This window comes from Pseudomonas aeruginosa (assembly GCF_001457615.1).
In the GTDB taxonomy this organism is placed as follows: Bacteria; Pseudomonadota; Gammaproteobacteria; order Pseudomonadales; family Pseudomonadaceae; genus Pseudomonas; species Pseudomonas aeruginosa.
In genome coordinates, this window is record NZ_LN831024.1 from 2,469,803 (window position 1) to 2,485,574 (window position 15,772).

At 64.8% G+C, this 15,772-nt stretch carries 19 protein-coding genes; 14 read left to right on the forward strand and 5 right to left on the reverse strand.

Annotated features, from left to right (window positions below):
- Positions 1 to 203 precede the first annotated feature (203 nt).
- The 11 genes from AT700_RS11580 (at position 204) to AT700_RS11630 (ending at position 9,038) form a co-directional block, all read left to right on the forward strand.
- Positions 204 to 1,007 carry an ABC transporter permease gene (locus tag AT700_RS11580; RefSeq protein ID WP_003097732.1) on the forward strand — a complete coding sequence of 268 codons (804 nt, stop codon included), beginning with the start codon at positions 204 to 206 and terminating at the stop codon, positions 1,005 to 1,007.
- Positions 997 to 2,724, forward strand: coding sequence for a GspE/PulE family protein (locus tag AT700_RS11585; RefSeq protein ID WP_003113395.1), 1,728 nt, complete (start codon positions 997 to 999; stop codon positions 2,722 to 2,724). Before AT700_RS11580 ends, AT700_RS11585 begins: the two co-directional genes overlap by 11 nt.
- Before the next feature lie 4 nt (positions 2,725 to 2,728).
- Positions 2,729 to 3,916: a type II secretion system F family protein gene (locus tag AT700_RS11590; protein WP_023132666.1), complete on the forward strand. Its 1,188-nt coding sequence runs from the start codon at positions 2,729 to 2,731 to the stop codon at positions 3,914 to 3,916.
- A 53-nt stretch (positions 3,917 to 3,969) separates the two neighbouring features.
- Positions 3,970 to 4,404, forward strand: a complete 435-nt coding sequence (gene gspG / locus AT700_RS11595) for a type II secretion system major pseudopilin GspG (protein WP_003110089.1) — start codon at positions 3,970 to 3,972, stop codon at positions 4,402 to 4,404.
- Positions 4,373 to 4,783, forward strand: coding sequence for a prepilin-type N-terminal cleavage/methylation domain-containing protein (locus AT700_RS11600; RefSeq protein ID WP_003097723.1), 411 nt, complete (start codon positions 4,373 to 4,375; stop codon positions 4,781 to 4,783). The genes gspG and AT700_RS11600 overlap by 32 nt, the downstream gene beginning before the upstream one ends.
- Positions 4,783 to 5,208, forward strand: a complete 426-nt coding sequence (locus AT700_RS11605) for a PulJ/GspJ family protein (protein WP_003097721.1) — start codon at positions 4,783 to 4,785, stop codon at positions 5,206 to 5,208. Before AT700_RS11600 ends, AT700_RS11605 begins: the two co-directional genes overlap by 1 nt.
- Positions 5,205 to 5,795, forward strand: coding sequence for a PulJ/GspJ family protein (locus AT700_RS11610; RefSeq protein ID WP_003097720.1), 591 nt, complete (start codon positions 5,205 to 5,207; stop codon positions 5,793 to 5,795). The genes AT700_RS11605 and AT700_RS11610 overlap by 4 nt, the downstream gene beginning before the upstream one ends.
- Positions 5,785 to 6,864 (forward strand): general secretion pathway protein GspK, encoded by a 1,080-nt coding sequence (locus AT700_RS11615; protein ID WP_003160453.1) that lies wholly within the window; start codon positions 5,785 to 5,787, stop codon positions 6,862 to 6,864. The genes AT700_RS11610 and AT700_RS11615 overlap by 11 nt, the downstream gene beginning before the upstream one ends.
- 646 nt (positions 6,865 to 7,510) lie before the next feature.
- Positions 7,511 to 7,894, forward strand: coding sequence for a hypothetical protein (locus tag AT700_RS30260; RefSeq protein WP_003162130.1), 384 nt, complete (start codon positions 7,511 to 7,513; stop codon positions 7,892 to 7,894).
- Positions 7,894 to 8,478, forward strand: a complete 585-nt coding sequence (locus tag AT700_RS11625) for a GspMb/PilO family protein (protein WP_003160451.1) — start codon at positions 7,894 to 7,896, stop codon at positions 8,476 to 8,478. Before AT700_RS30260 ends, AT700_RS11625 begins: the two co-directional genes overlap by 1 nt.
- Before the next feature lie 263 nt (positions 8,479 to 8,741).
- A complete protein-coding gene (locus AT700_RS11630) occupies positions 8,742 to 9,038 on the forward strand; it encodes a VF_A0006 family four-cysteine protein (protein WP_003097713.1) in 297 nt (98 codons plus the stop codon).
- 75 nt (positions 9,039 to 9,113) lie between these two features.
- On the opposite strand, the gene mvaU is transcribed toward AT700_RS11630, so the two are convergent.
- From mvaU to norR, 3 genes are all read right to left on the reverse strand, one after another.
- Positions 9,114 to 9,467 carry a histone-like nucleoid-structuring protein MvaU gene (gene mvaU, locus AT700_RS11635; protein WP_003090506.1) on the reverse strand — a complete coding sequence of 118 codons (354 nt, stop codon included), beginning with the start codon at positions 9,465 to 9,467 and terminating at the stop codon, positions 9,114 to 9,116.
- A gap of 307 nt (positions 9,468 to 9,774) precedes the next feature.
- The gene (gene queD / locus AT700_RS11640; protein WP_003090505.1) at positions 9,775 to 10,131 is read right to left on the reverse strand and encodes a 6-carboxytetrahydropterin synthase QueD; all 357 of its coding nucleotides are present in this window, start codon (positions 10,129 to 10,131) and stop codon (positions 9,775 to 9,777) included.
- Between the two features lie 100 nt (positions 10,132 to 10,231).
- Positions 10,232 to 11,785 (reverse strand): nitric oxide reductase transcriptional regulator NorR, encoded by a 1,554-nt coding sequence (gene norR, locus AT700_RS11645; RefSeq protein ID WP_003090504.1) that lies wholly within the window; start codon positions 11,783 to 11,785, stop codon positions 10,232 to 10,234.
- 154 nt (positions 11,786 to 11,939) lie between these two features.
- Here norR and hmpA point away from each other — a divergent pair, with 154 nt between their 5' ends.
- Genes hmpA through AT700_RS11660 form a run of 3 tightly spaced genes read left to right on the forward strand, consistent with a single transcriptional unit; the run spans position 11,940 to position 14,613 of the window.
- The gene (hmpA, locus tag AT700_RS11650) at positions 11,940 to 13,121 is read left to right on the forward strand and encodes an NO-inducible flavohemoprotein (protein ID WP_003113387.1); all 1,182 of its coding nucleotides are present in this window, start codon (positions 11,940 to 11,942) and stop codon (positions 13,119 to 13,121) included.
- Positions 13,122 to 13,175: 54 nt separating this feature from the next.
- On the forward strand, positions 13,176 to 13,433 hold the full coding sequence (gene ppyR, locus AT700_RS11655; protein ID WP_003090502.1) for a psl/pyoverdine operon transcriptional regulator PpyR: 258 nt from the start codon (positions 13,176 to 13,178) through the stop codon (positions 13,431 to 13,433).
- Complete coding sequence (locus AT700_RS11660; protein ID WP_003122598.1) at positions 13,420 to 14,613, forward strand: NnrS family protein; 1,194 nt, start codon at positions 13,420 to 13,422, stop codon at positions 14,611 to 14,613. The genes ppyR and AT700_RS11660 overlap by 14 nt, the downstream gene beginning before the upstream one ends.
- Here AT700_RS11660 and AT700_RS11665 read toward each other — a convergent pair whose 3' ends face one another.
- Both AT700_RS11665 and AT700_RS11670 read right to left on the reverse strand, forming a co-directional pair.
- A complete protein-coding gene (locus AT700_RS11665) occupies positions 14,614 to 14,880 on the reverse strand; it encodes a DUF5329 domain-containing protein (protein ID WP_003115326.1) in 267 nt (88 codons plus the stop codon).
- Complete coding sequence (locus tag AT700_RS11670) at positions 14,864 to 15,757, reverse strand: hypothetical protein (protein WP_003116712.1); 894 nt, start codon at positions 15,755 to 15,757, stop codon at positions 14,864 to 14,866. The genes AT700_RS11665 and AT700_RS11670 overlap by 17 nt, the downstream gene beginning before the upstream one ends.
- Between the last annotated feature and the right edge of the window lie 15 nt (positions 15,758 to 15,772).

Sequence of the window (15,772 nt, forward strand, 5' to 3'; positions counted from 1 at the left end):
TCGGGGTTACCCACGTGCTTTCCAGCAGGTACGGAGCCGATGGGAGATCGAGTTGGCGAGAGTGCCGGCTTGCTCCGGCCTTCTGAAGACTCTTCTTGAATCAGAAAAACCTTACGCCAGAAGTAGTGGGGGCTGATGGCCCCGCTCGTTTCGATCCTTCATGGTTAGCGGGTTCTGTTCTTCTTCGCCGTGGAGAGTTTTCTGTGAGTGGTTCCCTCTTGGTACCGGCCAGTCTCGCCAGTCGCATCAGGCTCCTGCTGGTCATGACCCGGCGCGAGGTCGAACTGCGTTATCGCGACGCCATGTTGGGCCGCATCTGGATCATCGTCTCGCCGTTCCTGCTCTTGCTGATCTATACGTTTGTCTTCGGCTTCGTGCTGAAGTCGCGCTGGGGCGGAAGCCAGAGCACGCTCTCCTTCGCCTTGACCCTGTTTTCCGGACTCCTGCTGAACGGGATCCTCGCTGAAAGCCTGTCCAGGGCCCCGACTATCATCCAGGCCAACGCCAACTACGTGAAGAAGCTGGTTTTTCCCCTGGAGATACTTCCCCTCACACCGCTGCTGGCCGCTTTCTTCAACGCCATGCTCGGCTACCTGGTGCTCTGTATCTTTCTTCTCTTCAGCGGCGTCGAGCCGGGCTGGCAACTGGTTCTGCTACCGCTTGCCCTGCTCCCCTTCCTGCTCTGCGTGACGGGGCTGGCGTGGTTCCTCGCGGGGCTCGGGGTCTATGTTCGCGACATAGGGCAGTTCGTCCAGTTTCTCCTGGTGCTTCTGCTATTCATCAGCCCGGTGTTCTATCCGCTGTCTTCCTTGCCACCGGTAATGCAGCCCTACCTGTACCTCAATCCGCTGACGATCCCGGTGGAAATGGTCAGGGCGATCCTTTTCGATGCTCCCTATCCGACCCTTGGGGTCTTCAGCGTTTATTGCGTTGCGTCTCTGCTGGTCTGTTCATCGGGCTTCCTCTGGTTCCGTCGGGTTCAGGAAGGTTTTGCAGATGTCCTCTGAGGCCGTTTCCCCGGGCCCGCAGATGACGGCCGAGTGGATACCGCTGGGGCAGCGTTTGCTCGAACGCGGGTTGGTGAGCGGCCAGGAACTCGAGCGGGCGCTCGACCTGCAACGCCGGCTTGGCGGCCGTCTGGGAGGCATTCTCGTGCGTTCCGGAGCCATCTCGGAAAATACCCTCATGCAGGTGCTGGCGGAGCAACTGCGGTTGCCGCTGGTGGGGGACGACCTGCGGAAGCCGAGCGAAGAGTCCATCGCCGCATTCCTGCTCAGTACCCCGATCAATACCGACTGGTTCGTCGAAGAGCAACTGGTGGTCTGGGAGGAGGGCGAGCAACTGCTGTTCGCGGCGCGTGATCCGTTATCTCCTTCGATACGCGAAACCCTGGGCTATTTCTATCCGGAGCGCTCGATTCAAGCAGTGCTGTGCCGCTCCCAGGATCTGGACGGCTGGTTGGAGCACTCCCTGGACCTGGCCCGGCAAGGTGCGGATCGGCACGCCTACGGCAGCGAAGACATCCGCTACCTGCGGGAGTTGGCGGAGGAGGCGCCGGTAGTCGAACTCGTCAACAACGTGATGAGCCAGGCCATGGAAAAGCGCTCTTCGGATATTCACATCGAACCCCGGGAGTTCGACTTCCGTATCCGCTTCCGCGTCGACGGCGTCCTGCACGACCAACTGAGCCTTCCCCGCGAGCGATTCGCGGCGGTTGTCTCGCGGATCAAGCTGATCTCCGCCATCGACATCGCGGAGCGACGGTTGCCGCAGGATGGACGCATGAGCATCCGGGTCAGCGGTACGGAGCTCGACGTGCGGGTCTCCACCTTGCCAGGGGTGCATGGCGAATCGGTGGTCATGCGCCTGTTGCCGAAGGAGCGCGAGGGGTTGCGCCTGGACCGGCTCGGGATGCTCCCGGACCACTTGCGGAGGATGCGTGCATGGGTAGCGGAACCCCACGGCATCATCCTGGTGACCGGCCCCACCGGATCGGGCAAGTCCACCACGCTCTATGGCGCGCTGGAGGAAATCAATGATGGCGTGCGCAAGCTCATCAGCGTGGAAGATCCCGTGGAATACCAGGTGCCCAATATCACCCAGGTCCAGGTCCATGCCGACATCGGCCTGACCTTCGCTGCCGCCTTGCGCTCGATCCTGCGGCAGGATCCCGATGTGATCATGATCGGGGAGATACGCGACCTGGAGACGGCGGAGATCGCCGTACAGTCCTCGCTCACCGGTCACCTGGTGCTTTCGACCCTGCATACCAACGATGCGGTGAGCGCCTTCACGCGCTTGATCGACATGGGCGTGGAACCCTTCCTGGTGGCTTCGCCGGTGCGCGGTGTCCAGGCCCAGCGACTGGTGCGCAGGTTGTGCGCCCACTGCGCGGAACCTTGCGAGCCAACCCTTGCTGCGGCCGATCTGGCAGCGACCGAGGCGGCCACCGCGCGGCTGTTCCCGGGGCAGGCAGCGCAATGGCGCGTGGCGCGAGGCTGCGGCCGCTGCGAAGGTACCGGCTACAGCGGCCGTGTGGGCATCTACGAACTCGTCGATCTGTCTTCCGAGATGCGCGACCTGATCGTGCAGAGAGCTTCCCTCGAACAGATGCATCGGCTTGCCGCCAGCCAGGGACAGCGCAATCTGCGTGAAGATGGCTTGATCAAGGCCTGGTTGGGTATGACCAGTCTTGACGAGGTGCATCGCGTGACCAGCGGCTAAGCCCATGAATTTCATCTACCAAGCCGTCGATCGCAAGGGCAGGCGCGTTCGTGGCGAACTCTGCCTCCCAACGCGCCAGGATGCGCTGCGGCAGTTGCAGCGCCAGGGGCTCACCCCGCTCAGCCTGGAGGTGAAACGCCGCAACCTGGGCTCGCGACGTCGGCTCAAGGCCGAGGAATTGAACATGGCCATCCATGAGCTGGCCACCATGCTCGCGGCGGGAGTGAGCATGGCCGACGCGGTGGAGGCCCAGGAGCGAGGCGCGCGCCACCCGAAGTTGATTTCCGCCCTGCAGGAGATGGCCAATGGTCTGCGCCAGGGGCAATCCTTTCCCGTGGTGCTGGAGAGCGCCGGCCTCGACCTGCCGCGCTATGTATATCAACTGGTGGCGGCCGGCGAGATGACCGGAAACCTCGCAGGAGCCCTGAGGGACTGTGCCACGCAGATGGAATACGAACGGCGAACCCGCGCCGAGTTGCAAGGGGCGCTGATCTACCCTGCGATTCTGGTGCTCAGCGGGGTGCTCGCCGTGGCGACCCTGTTCGTCTTCGTCGTTCCGAAATTCGCCAATCTCCTGAACGAGACCGCCCAGCTCCCGTGGCTTGCCTGGGCAGTGCTGAGCATCGGGGTATGGAGCAACGAGAGTTCCGGCTTGCTGGCGTTCGCCGTCCTGCTGCTTGCTGGCGGCATTGCCGTGGCGCTGCGCAATCCGGCGCTCCGCGCCCATGCGCTCGACCAGTTGGTGCGCCTGCCCGTAGTCGGGGAATGGTTGATGCAGGCGGAAATAGCGCAATGGTCGAAGGTGCTTGGAACCCTGCTGGGAAATCGTGTGCCGCTGGTGGAGGCCCTGGCGCTTTCCGCCGCTGGCGTCCGCATTGCCCGGCAGCGCCGGACCCTGGAGCGAGTCACCCAGGATGTGCGGGCCGGCATCGCCTTGTCGGCAGCGTTGGAGGAGCGCCAGGCGGTCACGTCCATCGGTTCGAGCCTGGTGCGGGTTGGAGAGGCCTCCGGGCAGCTCGCGGAGATGCTGCAGAGCCTGGCGACGCTCTATGGAGAGGCCGGGCAGGCGCGAATGAAAAAGGCCCTGGTACTGATCGAGCCTTTGGCGATCCTGCTGATCGGCTCTGTGTTCGGCCTGATCATTACCGGCGTGGTACTGGCGATTACCAGCGCCAACGACATGGTGCTTTGAATGCCGGGTATCGATGCCGCGGCTGGTTGGATGAGACGTGAAGTGGAAACCGTATGAACAGAGCTGCACAACAGGGCTTCACCCTGCTCGAGATGATTGTGGTGTTGGTGATTATCGGCATGCTGATGGGGCTCGTCGGGCCGCGACTGTTCAATCAGGCCGACAAGGCGAAGGCGCAGACGGCGGATACCCAGGTGAAGATGCTCAAGGGCGCGTTGCTCACCATGCGCCTGGACATCGGCCGGCTGCCGACCGAAGAAGAAGGCCTGGCGCTACTCAACACGCCGCCTTCCGATGAACGTCTCGGGGCCTTCTGGCACGGGCCCTACCTCGAGGGCGGCGTACCGCTGGACCCCTGGAACCGGCCTTACCTGTACAGCGACAGGCCGAGTGCCGAACAACCCTTCACTCTCTACAGTCAGGGCGCGGATGGGCAGCCCGGTGGGAAAGGCCTGGATGCCGATGTCGGTTACGCGCCCAAACGTTGACCAGGCCGCGTTCACCTTGCTCGAACTGCTGGTGGTGCTGGTGATCGTCGGGGCCATTGCTGCGGTGGCGTTGCCCGGCCTGGTGAGGATGCAGGAGACCTGGGCGCGCAGGACCGCGCTGGACGATCTGTTCAATCAATTGCAGACCTTGGGCTATCGCGTGCGCAGCGATGGGCGGGAGCTGCTCATTGGTGAGAGCGGGGCGGTTCCCGAGCAGTTGCTGCGACTGCCCGATGGCTGGACGGTTACTGCTCGGCCGCCGATACGTTACATGGCAAACGGAGTTTGCCTGGGCGGAAAGTTGCAGGTCCATCATGGGCGCGCGACACATACGCTGCTGCTTCAGCCCCCCCTCTGCGCGCCCGGGACGATCCGCTGATGCCGGCGCGGCAGGAAGGCTTCACGCTCCTGGAGGCGGTGGTTGCGCTGACGCTCCTGGCAGTGGTCGGCGGTGCGCTTTTCGCCTGGCTCAACAGTGCCTTTCGGAGCATGCAGCGGGTCGAGGCGGCCGAGCTGCGCATCGAGACGGCTTGGGTGGCGATGGCCTATCTGGAGCGCATGAACCCTGCGCTCGAACCCGCAGGCAGGGTCCGGCTGGGGCATTACCGGCTGGAGTGGCGAAGTTCGCCGCTGTCCGCGTCGAAAGCGGCGGTGGGCCGCCATAGCGGCAGTCCGGGCATCTACGACGTGACCTTGTTCAGGGTCGTCGCCAGCATCCGGGCCGGCGATGGAACGCCGCAGACGCTGCAACTGGAGCTTCCCGGATACGTGGTCATCCCAGCGCGACTGGGTGATGGACCATGATCCGCTCGCGACGAAAACAGGGTGCATTCACCCTGCTCGAGATGATCGTGGTGCTGCTGGTCGTTTCCTTCATCGGCACGTTGCTCATGCAAGGGTTGAGCTATGCCAGCAAGGCCAACCAGTCCTTGCACCAGAGCCTGGGGCGCGGACAGGTCCGGGCGCTGACCTTCGATTGGTTCCGTGATGCGGTGGAGAACCTGGTCGCTCCCGAGGCTGGCGAGGTCCGCTGGCGTCTGCGAGGGGACGAACTCAGTTTCGAGGCCATGTCTGCCGCGGCCCTGGATCGCCGTGCGGGCATCCCGACGCCCTTGGCCTTCCGGCTTGAGCGGCGGGCAGGAGAGGACCGGACCGAGTTGATCTATGTGCGAAGGCTGGAGGACAGTCGCTGGCCCCTCCTGCATCTGCGCGGCGAAGCTCGCTTCCGCTATCTGGACGGTCACGGCCAGTGGCACCGGGACTGGCCGCCGAGCGCGCAACTGGCCGATACCCTTCCCGAGGCGATGGCACTGGCGGCTCCCGAGGAGCGTCTGTTTGTCCTTGTCGCGGTCGCACTGCCCAGAGCGAGGCCCGCCGAACATGATTTCTGATGGCGCACGCCGACATGCGGCGTCTGCCCGCTCGTCTGGCTTCGTTCTGGTCGGAGTGGTCTGGTTCCTGGCCATCATGACCCTGCTGGCCAGTGCCGCTGTACTCTGGGTCGGGCGCTCGCTGGATGCCACGGAAAACCGGCGCAAGGCGCTGCTTCGTGAGCTGGAGGAGCATGCCTTGCTGGCGCGGGTCCAATGGCTGGTGGCTACCCAGCGCTATACCGTCGCGGGCCTGAGCGTACCGGGAAATGCTGGCGCCGCGCCGAGCAAGGTGGACATGGACACTTCGATCCTGCCCATTGGCGGGGAGCTGCCTCTGGATGGCCGGGAGTTCTGCATGGCCAATGGCTGGTGCGTTGCGCTGCTCGATCGCTCTGCGCGCCTCAGTCTTTCCGGCATCGATCCGCGGGTACTGTCCAGGCTGCTGGCGGGGTTGGGGGTTCCCGCCGAGCAGGTGCAGGTCATGGTCGCCCAATGGTTCAGCTATCTCTATCCCGGCGCCGCTCCACGACTGGGTAGTGCCGCGCAAGCCAGCGACAGGTCCTCTCCGGGCCAGGCCCGGCGCCGTCCGTTGCGCTCGGTGATGGAAGTCTTCCGGCTGGAGGCCTGGCGCCCCTGGGAAGCGCATTTGCTCGACGCCGGTTGGCGCGATCTGGTCGCGGCGGACGAGGCGGCGCTGAACATCAACACCGCGGATGCCCGAATCCTGTCTCTTGCCTGGGGACTACCGGAGGACGCTGTCGGCCGACTGCTGCAAGCCCGCTGGCAGCGTCCGTTCACCCGGATGTCGGACCTGCATGACGTCCTCGGGGGTCATGCGAGGCTGGTTCCCGAGGATGGATGGGCGCGCCTGGCCAGTCCGGTCCTGTCGATTCGGCTCTACCCGCCAGGAGCCGAGCAGGGGACGGAATACGAGGTCCGCTTCAACTCAGAGCACCGCCTGCTGCCACCCTGGCAGCTTCTCTCGAAGAGGTCCGTGAAGATAAATGATCGCTACTCGAATCCTCCGTTGCATCCCGATATCGCCCCCGGGGTTCTTGCCGCCCCGCTTGTGGCAAGGCCGTGGTAAGGATGGCCGGGCGCAGCTTGAGTGGGTACGTAGAGGTACAGGGTTGGCGCGGCGCGCCCCAGCGCAGTGGATCGTGGATCGGGCGTGGTGTGTCTATCGCTGTCTCGATCTCAATCATGTGCCGCGCTCTGACCGGTATCAGGCACTGGCGTTGAAGCTTGCCGCCCTGGCGCCTTTTCGCCGCGCGGGCCATTACGTAGCCTGGCGGGGTGGCCATGCTCTGGTCTGGTTCTGGGATGAGGAGGTCCGGGAGGCCGTTGCCGAAGACTGCGTCGACCAACCTCGGCGTTATCGCTGTATCCCCGAATCCCTGCTGCAGGCTCCCCCTCGGTCGATCGCGGAAGGCGAGACGGTTCGGCTGCTTCGGGTTCGCTCCGGGCTGGATCTCCAGGTCTGGAGAGATGACTGCCTTGTCCTGAGCCATTTCTTTCCCAGCCCACCCCAGCCAGAACAATGGGTTCGGTTGCTCCGGGGGCTGGCGGGAATACGCATCCCGGAGAGCCTGGTTGCCGAGCCTGGAGAGTCACTGGGCCGTCCCTGGGCCGTTCCGGCGGCGGAAGCAACGCTGCTGCGATGGGAGCGTTGGTTGCCGCATGGGCTCATAGCCACCCTGTTGCTGGGATGCGGATTCAATCTGGGGGAAGGTTTGTCCTGGTGGTGGGCCGAGCGTGCGCTGCGAACGCAGTACGACCAGCTGAGCGGCCAGGTCTCGCCGATCCTCAGCGCACGCAACCAGGCCTTGCAGACCAATCGGATGGCCACGGAGCTGGGGCGCGCTTTGCAGCATCGCTCGCAGGTGGCGCTGCTGGGACAGGTAGCGGAACTGTTGCCGAAGGACAGTCGGTTGCTCGCCTGGCGCTATCGAGGCTCCGAGCTGGAGTTGCGGATTGGCACCGACAGTGTCGACCCGCGTCTCTATGTGAGGCGTTTCATGGAGTCGGGGAGTTTCGAAGATGTCAGGGTGGAACCTTCGCAGAGCGAGGGGCTATCGCTGAGCCTGGTCCTGCGTACGCCGGGGGAGGGTGCCTGATGTCGGACTTCCAGCGATCACTGCAGTTCCAGGGGCGGAACCTGCAACGACAATGGCAGGAAAAACCACTCTTGCGCATGGCCATCTGGAGCCTGTGCCTGCTGCTGGTTGTGCATCTGGTCATGCTCAGCATGGATTGGAGGGAGGAACGAGGGGAGGAATATCGTCGTCTGGCCGGGGAATGGCTCAAGCTCCAGGACGTTTCCCGGCAGATCGCCTGGCCGGAGCGGGCGATGCAGGCGGAGCAGGTCCTGAACCTTCAGCGAGAGCGCTTCTGGCAGGCGCCGAATGCGTCGCAGGCGAGGGCCGATGTGCAGGCCTGGCTGACCGAGCGGGTTCGCCTGGCGGGCGTCCCTGACGCGGAAGTGAGCGTACTGCTTCCTCGCGGCTTCGAGAAGCAAGGGACGATCGCGCGTATCGAGGCCCAGGTTCGCGGGCAGTTGCAGCCAGCCTCGTTCAGTCGGTTGTTGCAGGATATAGAAGCGGAGCAGCGGCAAGTATCGGTGGAGTTTCTGGAACTGAACAATATGTTGTCGCCCATGCTCAATCTACAATTGTCGTTCCTGTTCGTAGCGGCCTATTGAAGCGGATGCGGATCGGGCAGCACCCGTTTGCCGGAAGAGTTCGGCGGAGGGCGGTGCCCTTCGATGGAGCGAGTTGCCGCCAGGCGGCCGGGAAACCGAATCCGCTCGGGACGCCTGCGATTCGGCTCTCCGGCCCGCCATTGTCGCATTCGCGCAGCGAAGAACGGCCAGTCTGGTCCGCCCTGTAAACAAGTGCAAAATTTTACTTCATGGTCGGCTTGGCACTCCGAGCCGGCTCGTCCATGCTGGAGCACAACTTTCCCATGGATACCATTGCCATGAAGTTCCTGCTGCCCCTGCTGCTGTTATTCCCGCTTTCCGCTCTCGCCGACGACAAGGACTACGACCAATGCATACTCGACTACCAACGCACGGCGAAGAGCGGGGTGGCGGTTCACTTCATCACCCAGGCCTGCGACAAGTTGTATAACGACGGCTCCTTCCTGCTGTCGCGGGAAAAGGCTTATTACGAGTGTCTGCTGGAGAACCTGCCGGGGGTGGAGAACAACCTGGCGGCGCAGAAGATCAGGAGCGCTTGCGAATCGAAGTCGCAGAATTGATCTGGCGAGGAGGGGAGCGAAAGTAGCCAGTGGGGTTTCCGACGGCATCGGCAGGATGCCGTCGGGAAAACCGGCTTAGCGTTGCAGCCAGGATTCGACGGTTTCGGAACCGTACTGTTCTTTCCAGGCTTTCAGAACCTTGTGGTTGCCGCCCTTGGTTTCGACGACTTCACCGTTGTTCGGGTTCTTGTAGACCTTCAGGGCGCGGGCACGGCGCTGCGGAGCGGCGCTGACGGTGACCGGAGCCTTGGGGTCGAGGATGGCGATGATGTTGTGCAGGGTCATGCCGTACTTGTCCATCAACGCCTGCAACTTGTCCTTGAATTCCAGTTCCTGCTTCAGGCTGCTGTCGCTTTTCAGCTTTTCCAGCAGGGCCAGTTGCTCCTGAAGTTTGCGCTCTGCCTCGCGGAACTCGGCAAGTTTGGACATTCGTTTCACTCCCGTTCTAAAAATATGGTGCTGGGTTTTGGTGCATTTATAGTGGATTTACGGACTTTCCGTGTCCGCGGCAAAGGATAAGTCTTTATCTACTGGAAGAACAATATAGTTGCACGGTTTTATTGACTAACGGACTGTAGGGACAGCTTGCCGGATGTTTCCCGGAAGAATATGAAACCTTTATGTCCGTGGGGATAATGCTTCGTACAACCCATGGGAGAGAGACGGCAGAACGGGCCCGTTGTGTGGAAGCCCGTTTTAGAGCAGATGGCGAAGCGCCAGGGGAGAGTCGGGCGAATCAATCGCCCCGATATTCGCAACCGCTGGTGCAAGTTTCGTGGACGCGGACCTTGGAGAGTTCCGGCAACAGCGGCTTGAGTTGTTGCCAGATCCAGCGGCAGAGGTTTTCGCTGGTGGGGTTTTCCAGGCCTGGAATATCGTTCAGATAATTGTGGTCGAGTTGCTCGTAGATCGGCTTGAAGATCGCCTTGATTTCCGCGAAGTCGCGGATCCAGCCGGTATGCGGATCGACCTCGCCTTCGATGTGGATGGCGACACGGAACGAGTGGCCGTGCAGGCGCCCGCATTTGTGGCCTTCGGGGACGTGGGGCAGGCGATGGGCGGATTCGAAGGTGAATTCTTTGAAGAGTTCCACTGTAGTGCGCTCTGGATCGGGGTTATCGGACAACCGGAATGGGGGCGCCATGGTAGCAGGTTTGCGCGCCGGACCCGGTCTGCTCCGACCGGGCGGTCGTTTACCTGAGTTGCAGGCGGCGCGCCAGGCGCGCCAGGTTGGCGCGATCCAGGCCCAGCTCGCGTGCAGCCGAGGCCCAGCTTCCCTGGTGACGGGCCAGGCAGTCCTGGATAAGGTGGCGTTGGTAGGCGTCGGTGGCCGCGCGCAACGAGTGACCGGTCGTTGGCGCGGCGGGCGCGGGCTCGACCACGCTGCGAGGTGGCGCGGGGGTTTCCGCGGGCAGGTCGAGATCCTGCCGATGCAGGGTGACGATCCGCGACCGCTCCGGATTGTGGCCGAGGGCCTTGAGCGAGGCGCGGCCGACCAGGTGCTCGAGTTCGCGCACGTTGCCCGGCCAGCGATAGTCGAGGAGCGCGGCCTGGGCCTCGTGGTCCAGGCGCAGGCTGCGCAGTCCCAGGCGCGGTCGGTTTTCCTCGAGGAAGTAGCCGGCCAGCAGGAGGATATCGCGGCCGCGCTCGCGCAGCGGCGGCACGCGCAAGGGATAGACGCTGAGGCGATGGTAGAGATCGGCGCGGAAGCGCCCGGCACGCACTTCCTCGGCCAGGTCGCGGTTGGTGGCTGCGATCAGGCGTACGTCGACGCGGTGCTCGCGATCGGAGCCGACCCGCTGCAACTGCCCGCTCTGCAGCACGCGGAGCAGCTTGGCCTGCACCGCCAGCGGCAACTCGCCGACCTCGTCGAGGAACAGGCTGCCGCCGTCGGCCAGTTCGAACTTGCCGCGCCGTTCGTTGACCGCGCCGGAGAAGGCGCCGCGCACATGGCCGAACAATTCGCTTTCCACCAGGGTCTCGGGCAGCGCGGCGCAGTTGAGACTGATCATCGGCTTGCCGCTGCGCATGGAATGCCGGTGGATGGATTGCGCCACCAGTTCCTTGCCGACCCCGGTCTCGCCGGTGATCAGTACGCTCAGGTCGCTGTTGGCGACCAGGCGGATTTCTTCCAGCAGCGCCTTGTGCGCGGCGCTCTGGCCGATCATTTCCCGTGGCCGCTCGCCAGCGGCTTCGAGATAGGCCTCGGCGCGCTGGTGCTCGTCCTCGGCGCGGCGGGTCAGGTCGCGCATCCGCTCGCTGGCCTTGACCGTGGCGGCGGCGAGGCTGGCGAAGGCCTCCAGGGTATCCAGGTCGGCGCTGGCGAAGCGCGACGGATCGAGGGTATCCAGGGTCAGCAAGCCCCAGGGCTGGTCGTCGAGGTACAGCGGACAGCCCAGGCAATCATGGATTTCCAGGTGGCCGTGGAGGCCTTCCACCAGACCGTCGTAGGGATCGGGCAGGCCGCAGTCGGCGGGGAAGCGGGTCGGCCCGCGGCGCTCCAGGAGGGCCTCGAGGCGCGGATGTTCGCCGACCCGGAAGCGCCGGCCGAGGGTGTCCGGGCTGAGGCCGTCCACCGCCAGCGGGATCAGGTATTCGCCGTCCAGGCGCAGCAGCGCGGTGGCGTCGCAGGGCAGCAGGTCGCGCAGGGCCTGGAGCAGGCGGCGGTAGCGTTCGTCTTCCGGCAGGTCGCGGGACAGGTCGGCAACCAGCGGGATCAGGGTGGCAAGCAAGGGATTGGTGGTCATTTCGACCTCTTTGCAGTCCTAATGACTCTGAATGGTTGCAGTCATTATGACCTATGCCGGTCTGCAAGGCCCGTGAATTCTGGTAGTTTGCCTTGGCACGCTTCCTGAAATGCTTCGAGGTGAAACAAAACCTTGCATGCGTCAGGAGTCATCTATGTTGTCCAATGCCCAACGTGCCCTCATCAAAGCCACCGTACCGCTGCTGGAGACCGGCGGTGAAGCGCTGATCACCCATTTCTACCGCACCATGCTCGGCGAGTACCCCGAGGTTCGCCCGCTGTTCAACCAGGCCCACCAGGCCAGCGGCGACCAGCCGCGGGCGCTGGCCAATGGCGTGCTGATGTACGCCAGGCACATCGACCAGTTGCAGGAACTCGGCCCGCTGGTGGCCAAGGTGGTGAACAAGCATGTCTCCCTGCAGGTGCTGCCCGAACACTATCCGATCGTCGGCACTTGCCTGTTGCGGGCGATCCGCGAGGTCCTCGGCGAACAGATCGCCACCGACGAAGTCCTCGAAGCCTGGGGCGCGGCCTACCAGCAACTGGCCGACCTGCTGATCGAGGCCGAGGAGTCGGTGTATGCCGCCAGCGCCCAGGCCGATGGCGGCTGGCGCGGCGTGCGGCGCTTCCGCGTGGCACGCAAGCAGGCGGAGAGCGAGGAAATCACCTCGTTCTACCTGGAGCCGGTGGACGGCCAGCCGCTGCTGGCGTTCCAGCCGGGACAGTACATCGGCCTGCGGCTGGACATCGACGGCGAGGAAGTGCGCCGCAACTATTCGCTTTCCGCTGCCAGCAACGGCCGCGAATACCGCATCAGCGTCAAGCGCGAGGCGGGTGGACGGGTCTCCAATTACCTGCATGACCGGGTCGCCGAGGGCGACGAGCTGGATCTGTTTCCGCCGGCTGGCGATTTCGTCCTGCGTGACAGCGACAAGCCGCTGGTGCTGATCACCGCCGGCGTCGGCATCACCCCGGCCCTGGCCATGTTGCAGGAAGCGCTGCCGCAGGCGCGGCCGATCCGCTTCATCCATTGCGCCCGGCATGGCGGCGTGCATGCCTTCCGCGACTGGATCGAAGACGTGTCGGCGCAGCACGAGCAGGTCGAGCACTTCTTCTGCTACAGCGAACCGCGCGCCGGCGACAGTGCCGACGCCGAGGGATTGCTGAGCCGCGAGAAACTGGCCGACTGGTTGCCGCAGGAGCGCGACCTGGACGCCTACTTCCTCGGACCCCGGCCTTTCATGGCGCAGGTCAAGCGCCACCTGGCCGACCTCGGCGTACCCTCGCAGCAATGCCACTACGAGTTCTTCGGTCCGGCCGCCGCGCTGGACGCCTGAAGCGACGGGCCGGCGCGAGGTGCGTCGGCCCTTTTTCGGAAAAAGGAGATCGAGATGAACGCTCTGTTCGATTGTCCACGGCGGGTGCTGCGGATCGGTCACGGGCTGCTGGCGGCCGGCCTGGCGCTGCTCGTCGCCGGCGTGATCGCCGCCTATTTCCTCGACCGCTACCTGAACATGCCGGCGCTGGTGTTTTCCCATGCGCTGGTGATCCTCGGCCCGACCCTGTTGAAGATTGGCTACGTGATGCGCCTGAGCGCGCTGTTCCGCATGCGTCGACCCGGTTGGGAGGTCTGCTGTGCAAGTGCTTGATCGTTCCAGGCTGATGGCCATACCGCCGATCTGGCGCCTGGGCTTCCGCCCGTTCTTCCTCGGCGGCGCGCTGTTCGCGGTCCTCGCCATCGCGCTCTGGCTGGCGGCGCTGGCCGGGCTCTGGAGCGGCTGGCAACCGGTCGGTGGCTGGCTGGCCTGGCATCGTCACGAAATGCTCTTCGGTTTCGGCGTGGCGATCATCGCCGGCTTCCTGTTGACCGCCGTGCAGACATGGACCGGCGTACCCGGCCTGCAGGGCAAACCCCTGGCCCTGCTCGCCGGGCTCTGGCTGGCGGCGCGCCTGGCCTGGCTATTCGATGCGCCGCTGGCGCTGCTGCTGGTGCTGCAACTGAGCTTCCTGCCGCTATTGGCCTGGGCTATCGGTCGCAGCCTGTGGCGGGTGCGGCAGAAGCGCAATTACCCGGTGGTGGGCCTGTTGCTGCTGTTGACCCTGGCCGACGCCCTGGTCCTGCTCGGCCTGTTCGAGGGCAACGACGACTGGCAACGGCGTGCCTCCATCGCCGCGCTATGGCTGATCGCCGGGATGATGAACCTGATCGGCGGGCGGGTGATCCCGTTCTTCACCCAGCGCGGTCTCGGCCGTCAGCAGCAGGTGCCGGCGATCGCCTGGCTGGACAATGGCATCCTGCTGGGCTGCGTGCTGGTGGCGCTGCTCACCGCCGCGGGCGTCACGACGCAGCCGACGCCCTGGCTTGCAGGACTGTTCGCCGCCCTCGGTGGTGCGCAACTGTGGCGCCTGTGGCGTTGGCGCGATCGCGGCATCTGGCAGGTGCCGCTGCTCTGGTCTCTGCACCTGGCATATTTCTGGATCGCCGTGGCGCCGCTTGGCATGGCGCTCTGGAGCCTGGGCCTGGCGCTGGCGCCGAGCCAGGCGCTGCACGCGCTGGCGGTGGGCGGCATGGGCGGGTTGATCCTGGCGATGCTGGCACGGGTCACTCTCGGCCATACCGGTCGCGCGCTGCAACCGCCGGCAGCGATGCCCTGGGCTTTCGCTCTGCTCAATCTCGGCTGCGCGGCGCGGGTGTTCCTGCCCAGCCTGTTGCCGGCGAACTGGGCGCTGCCCCTGGCAGGCGGACTGTGGGCTTTGGCGTTCCTGCTGTTCGCCTGGTTCTATGCGCCGATGCTGTGTCGTCCGCGGGTCGACGGCCATCCCGGTTGATCAGGGGGCTTGCCGCAGACGCCGCAGCTCCTGGTTCAGCCAGTCGGCGGAGTTGCGCGTCTGCGTGGCGCAGCGCACCTGGTAGGGCTTGCCGCTGAGGCTGCTCTGGGTCGCGGCGCGCTCGATGAAGTCCTCGCTGCTGGCGACCAGGTCCTTGCGCTCCAGGTAGTCGAGCTTCTTCTGCAGGTGGGCGCGGGCTTCCGCGGCCGGGTATTCGCTGCCGTTGCGGATGAAGGTGCAGCCGCTGTCTTCAACAAAGCTCAGCAAGCGGCCGATCTCCTGGCTCGCCTGCGGGGAGGGCGCGGCCAGCGCCGGCAGGCTCGAGGCCAGCAGCCAACAGGCGGCGCAGGTAGTCCGCCAGGTAATCGTGAAAGCGCGCATCGTTCCAGTACTCCATGTGGCTCAACGGGGTGTGCCGCTTGTACCAGGGACCGACCGGCAGGGCGAGGTCCTCGTGGACGACCGCGGCGTAGTTCTGCAACGGCCGCAGCGGATAGCCGAGCGGATCGGCCGGCGCGTAGACGTTCAGCCAGCGTGCCTGCTGGCGGATGGCCGGGGGCAGGCAGTGGCCGGGAAAGCGGATCGGACAGACCTTCTCGTAGGCGAAGGTGAACAGCGGGATGTTGCAACCGAAGGTGACCAGCCCGGCCAGGGTTTCCAGGCCGAGGAAGGGGTCGATCGAGCAACTCGGCGTGCGGTTGAGTTTCTGCTGGTCCCAGATGAAATTGGACACGATGTGCCCGCCCAGGGAGTGGGCGAGGATCACCAGCGGCGTCTGCGGCCCGACTTTCGCGCGCAGGGCCATGATCCCGCTGCGCACGTGCTGGTGGACCTGCTGGTAGGTGGTGTCGTAGGCGGCGCTGACCTTGCGGTAGCCGCTGGCGTCGCCGAGGAACAGCGTCACCGCCCGGCGCAGCCAGCGCCAGCCCAGCGGCTCGCGCTCGATGCGCTTGAGGTAGTCCAGCTCGCGGGCGTCCAGTACGCTGGCCCAGTACAGGCTCTGGAAGGCCACCTCGCCGGCTTCCGCGCCGAGACGTCGGCGCAGCGCCGCCACCAGTTCGCGGGCGTAGCTGTGCAGACCGTCCTCGTCGCGGCTATCGGGCTGGTCGCCGATGCCGTGGATCAGCGCTACGGCCAGTTTCATGCAGGATCCTTCTCG

What these genes read in the sequence shown, in the direction of transcription:
- AT700_RS11585 (WP_003113395.1), top strand. Translation starts at nt 997, where the DNA reads ATGTCCTCTGAGGCCGTTTCCCCGGGCCCGCAGATGACGGCCGAGTGG.
- AT700_RS11590 (WP_023132666.1), top strand. Translation starts at nt 2,729, where the DNA reads ATGAATTTCATCTACCAAGCCGTCGATCGCAAGGGCAGGCGCGTTCGT.
- gspG (WP_003110089.1), top strand. Translation starts at nt 3,970, where the DNA reads ATGAACAGAGCTGCACAACAGGGCTTCACCCTGCTCGAGATGATTGTG.
- AT700_RS11600 (WP_003097723.1), top strand. Translation starts at nt 4,373, where the DNA reads ATGCCGATGTCGGTTACGCGCCCAAACGTTGACCAGGCCGCGTTCACC.
- AT700_RS11605 (WP_003097721.1), top strand. Translation starts at nt 4,783, where the DNA reads ATGCCGGCGCGGCAGGAAGGCTTCACGCTCCTGGAGGCGGTGGTTGCG.
- AT700_RS11610 (WP_003097720.1), top strand. Translation starts at nt 5,205, where the DNA reads ATGATCCGCTCGCGACGAAAACAGGGTGCATTCACCCTGCTCGAGATG.
- AT700_RS11615 (WP_003160453.1), top strand. Translation starts at nt 5,785, where the DNA reads ATGATTTCTGATGGCGCACGCCGACATGCGGCGTCTGCCCGCTCGTCT.
- AT700_RS11625 (WP_003160451.1), top strand. Translation starts at nt 7,894, where the DNA reads ATGTCGGACTTCCAGCGATCACTGCAGTTCCAGGGGCGGAACCTGCAA.
- AT700_RS11630 (WP_003097713.1), top strand. Translation starts at nt 8,742, where the DNA reads ATGGATACCATTGCCATGAAGTTCCTGCTGCCCCTGCTGCTGTTATTC.
- mvaU (WP_003090506.1), bottom strand. Translation starts at nt 9,467, where the DNA reads ATGTCCAAACTTGCCGAGTTCCGCGAGGCAGAGCGCAAACTTCAGGAG.
- norR (WP_003090504.1), bottom strand. Translation starts at nt 11,785, where the DNA reads ATGACCACCAATCCCTTGCTTGCCACCCTGATCCCGCTGGTTGCCGAC.
- hmpA (WP_003113387.1), top strand. Translation starts at nt 11,940, where the DNA reads ATGTTGTCCAATGCCCAACGTGCCCTCATCAAAGCCACCGTACCGCTG.
- ppyR (WP_003090502.1), top strand. Translation starts at nt 13,176, where the DNA reads ATGAACGCTCTGTTCGATTGTCCACGGCGGGTGCTGCGGATCGGTCAC.
- AT700_RS11670 (WP_003116712.1), bottom strand. Translation starts at nt 15,757, where the DNA reads ATGAAACTGGCCGTAGCGCTGATCCACGGCATCGGCGACCAGCCCGAT.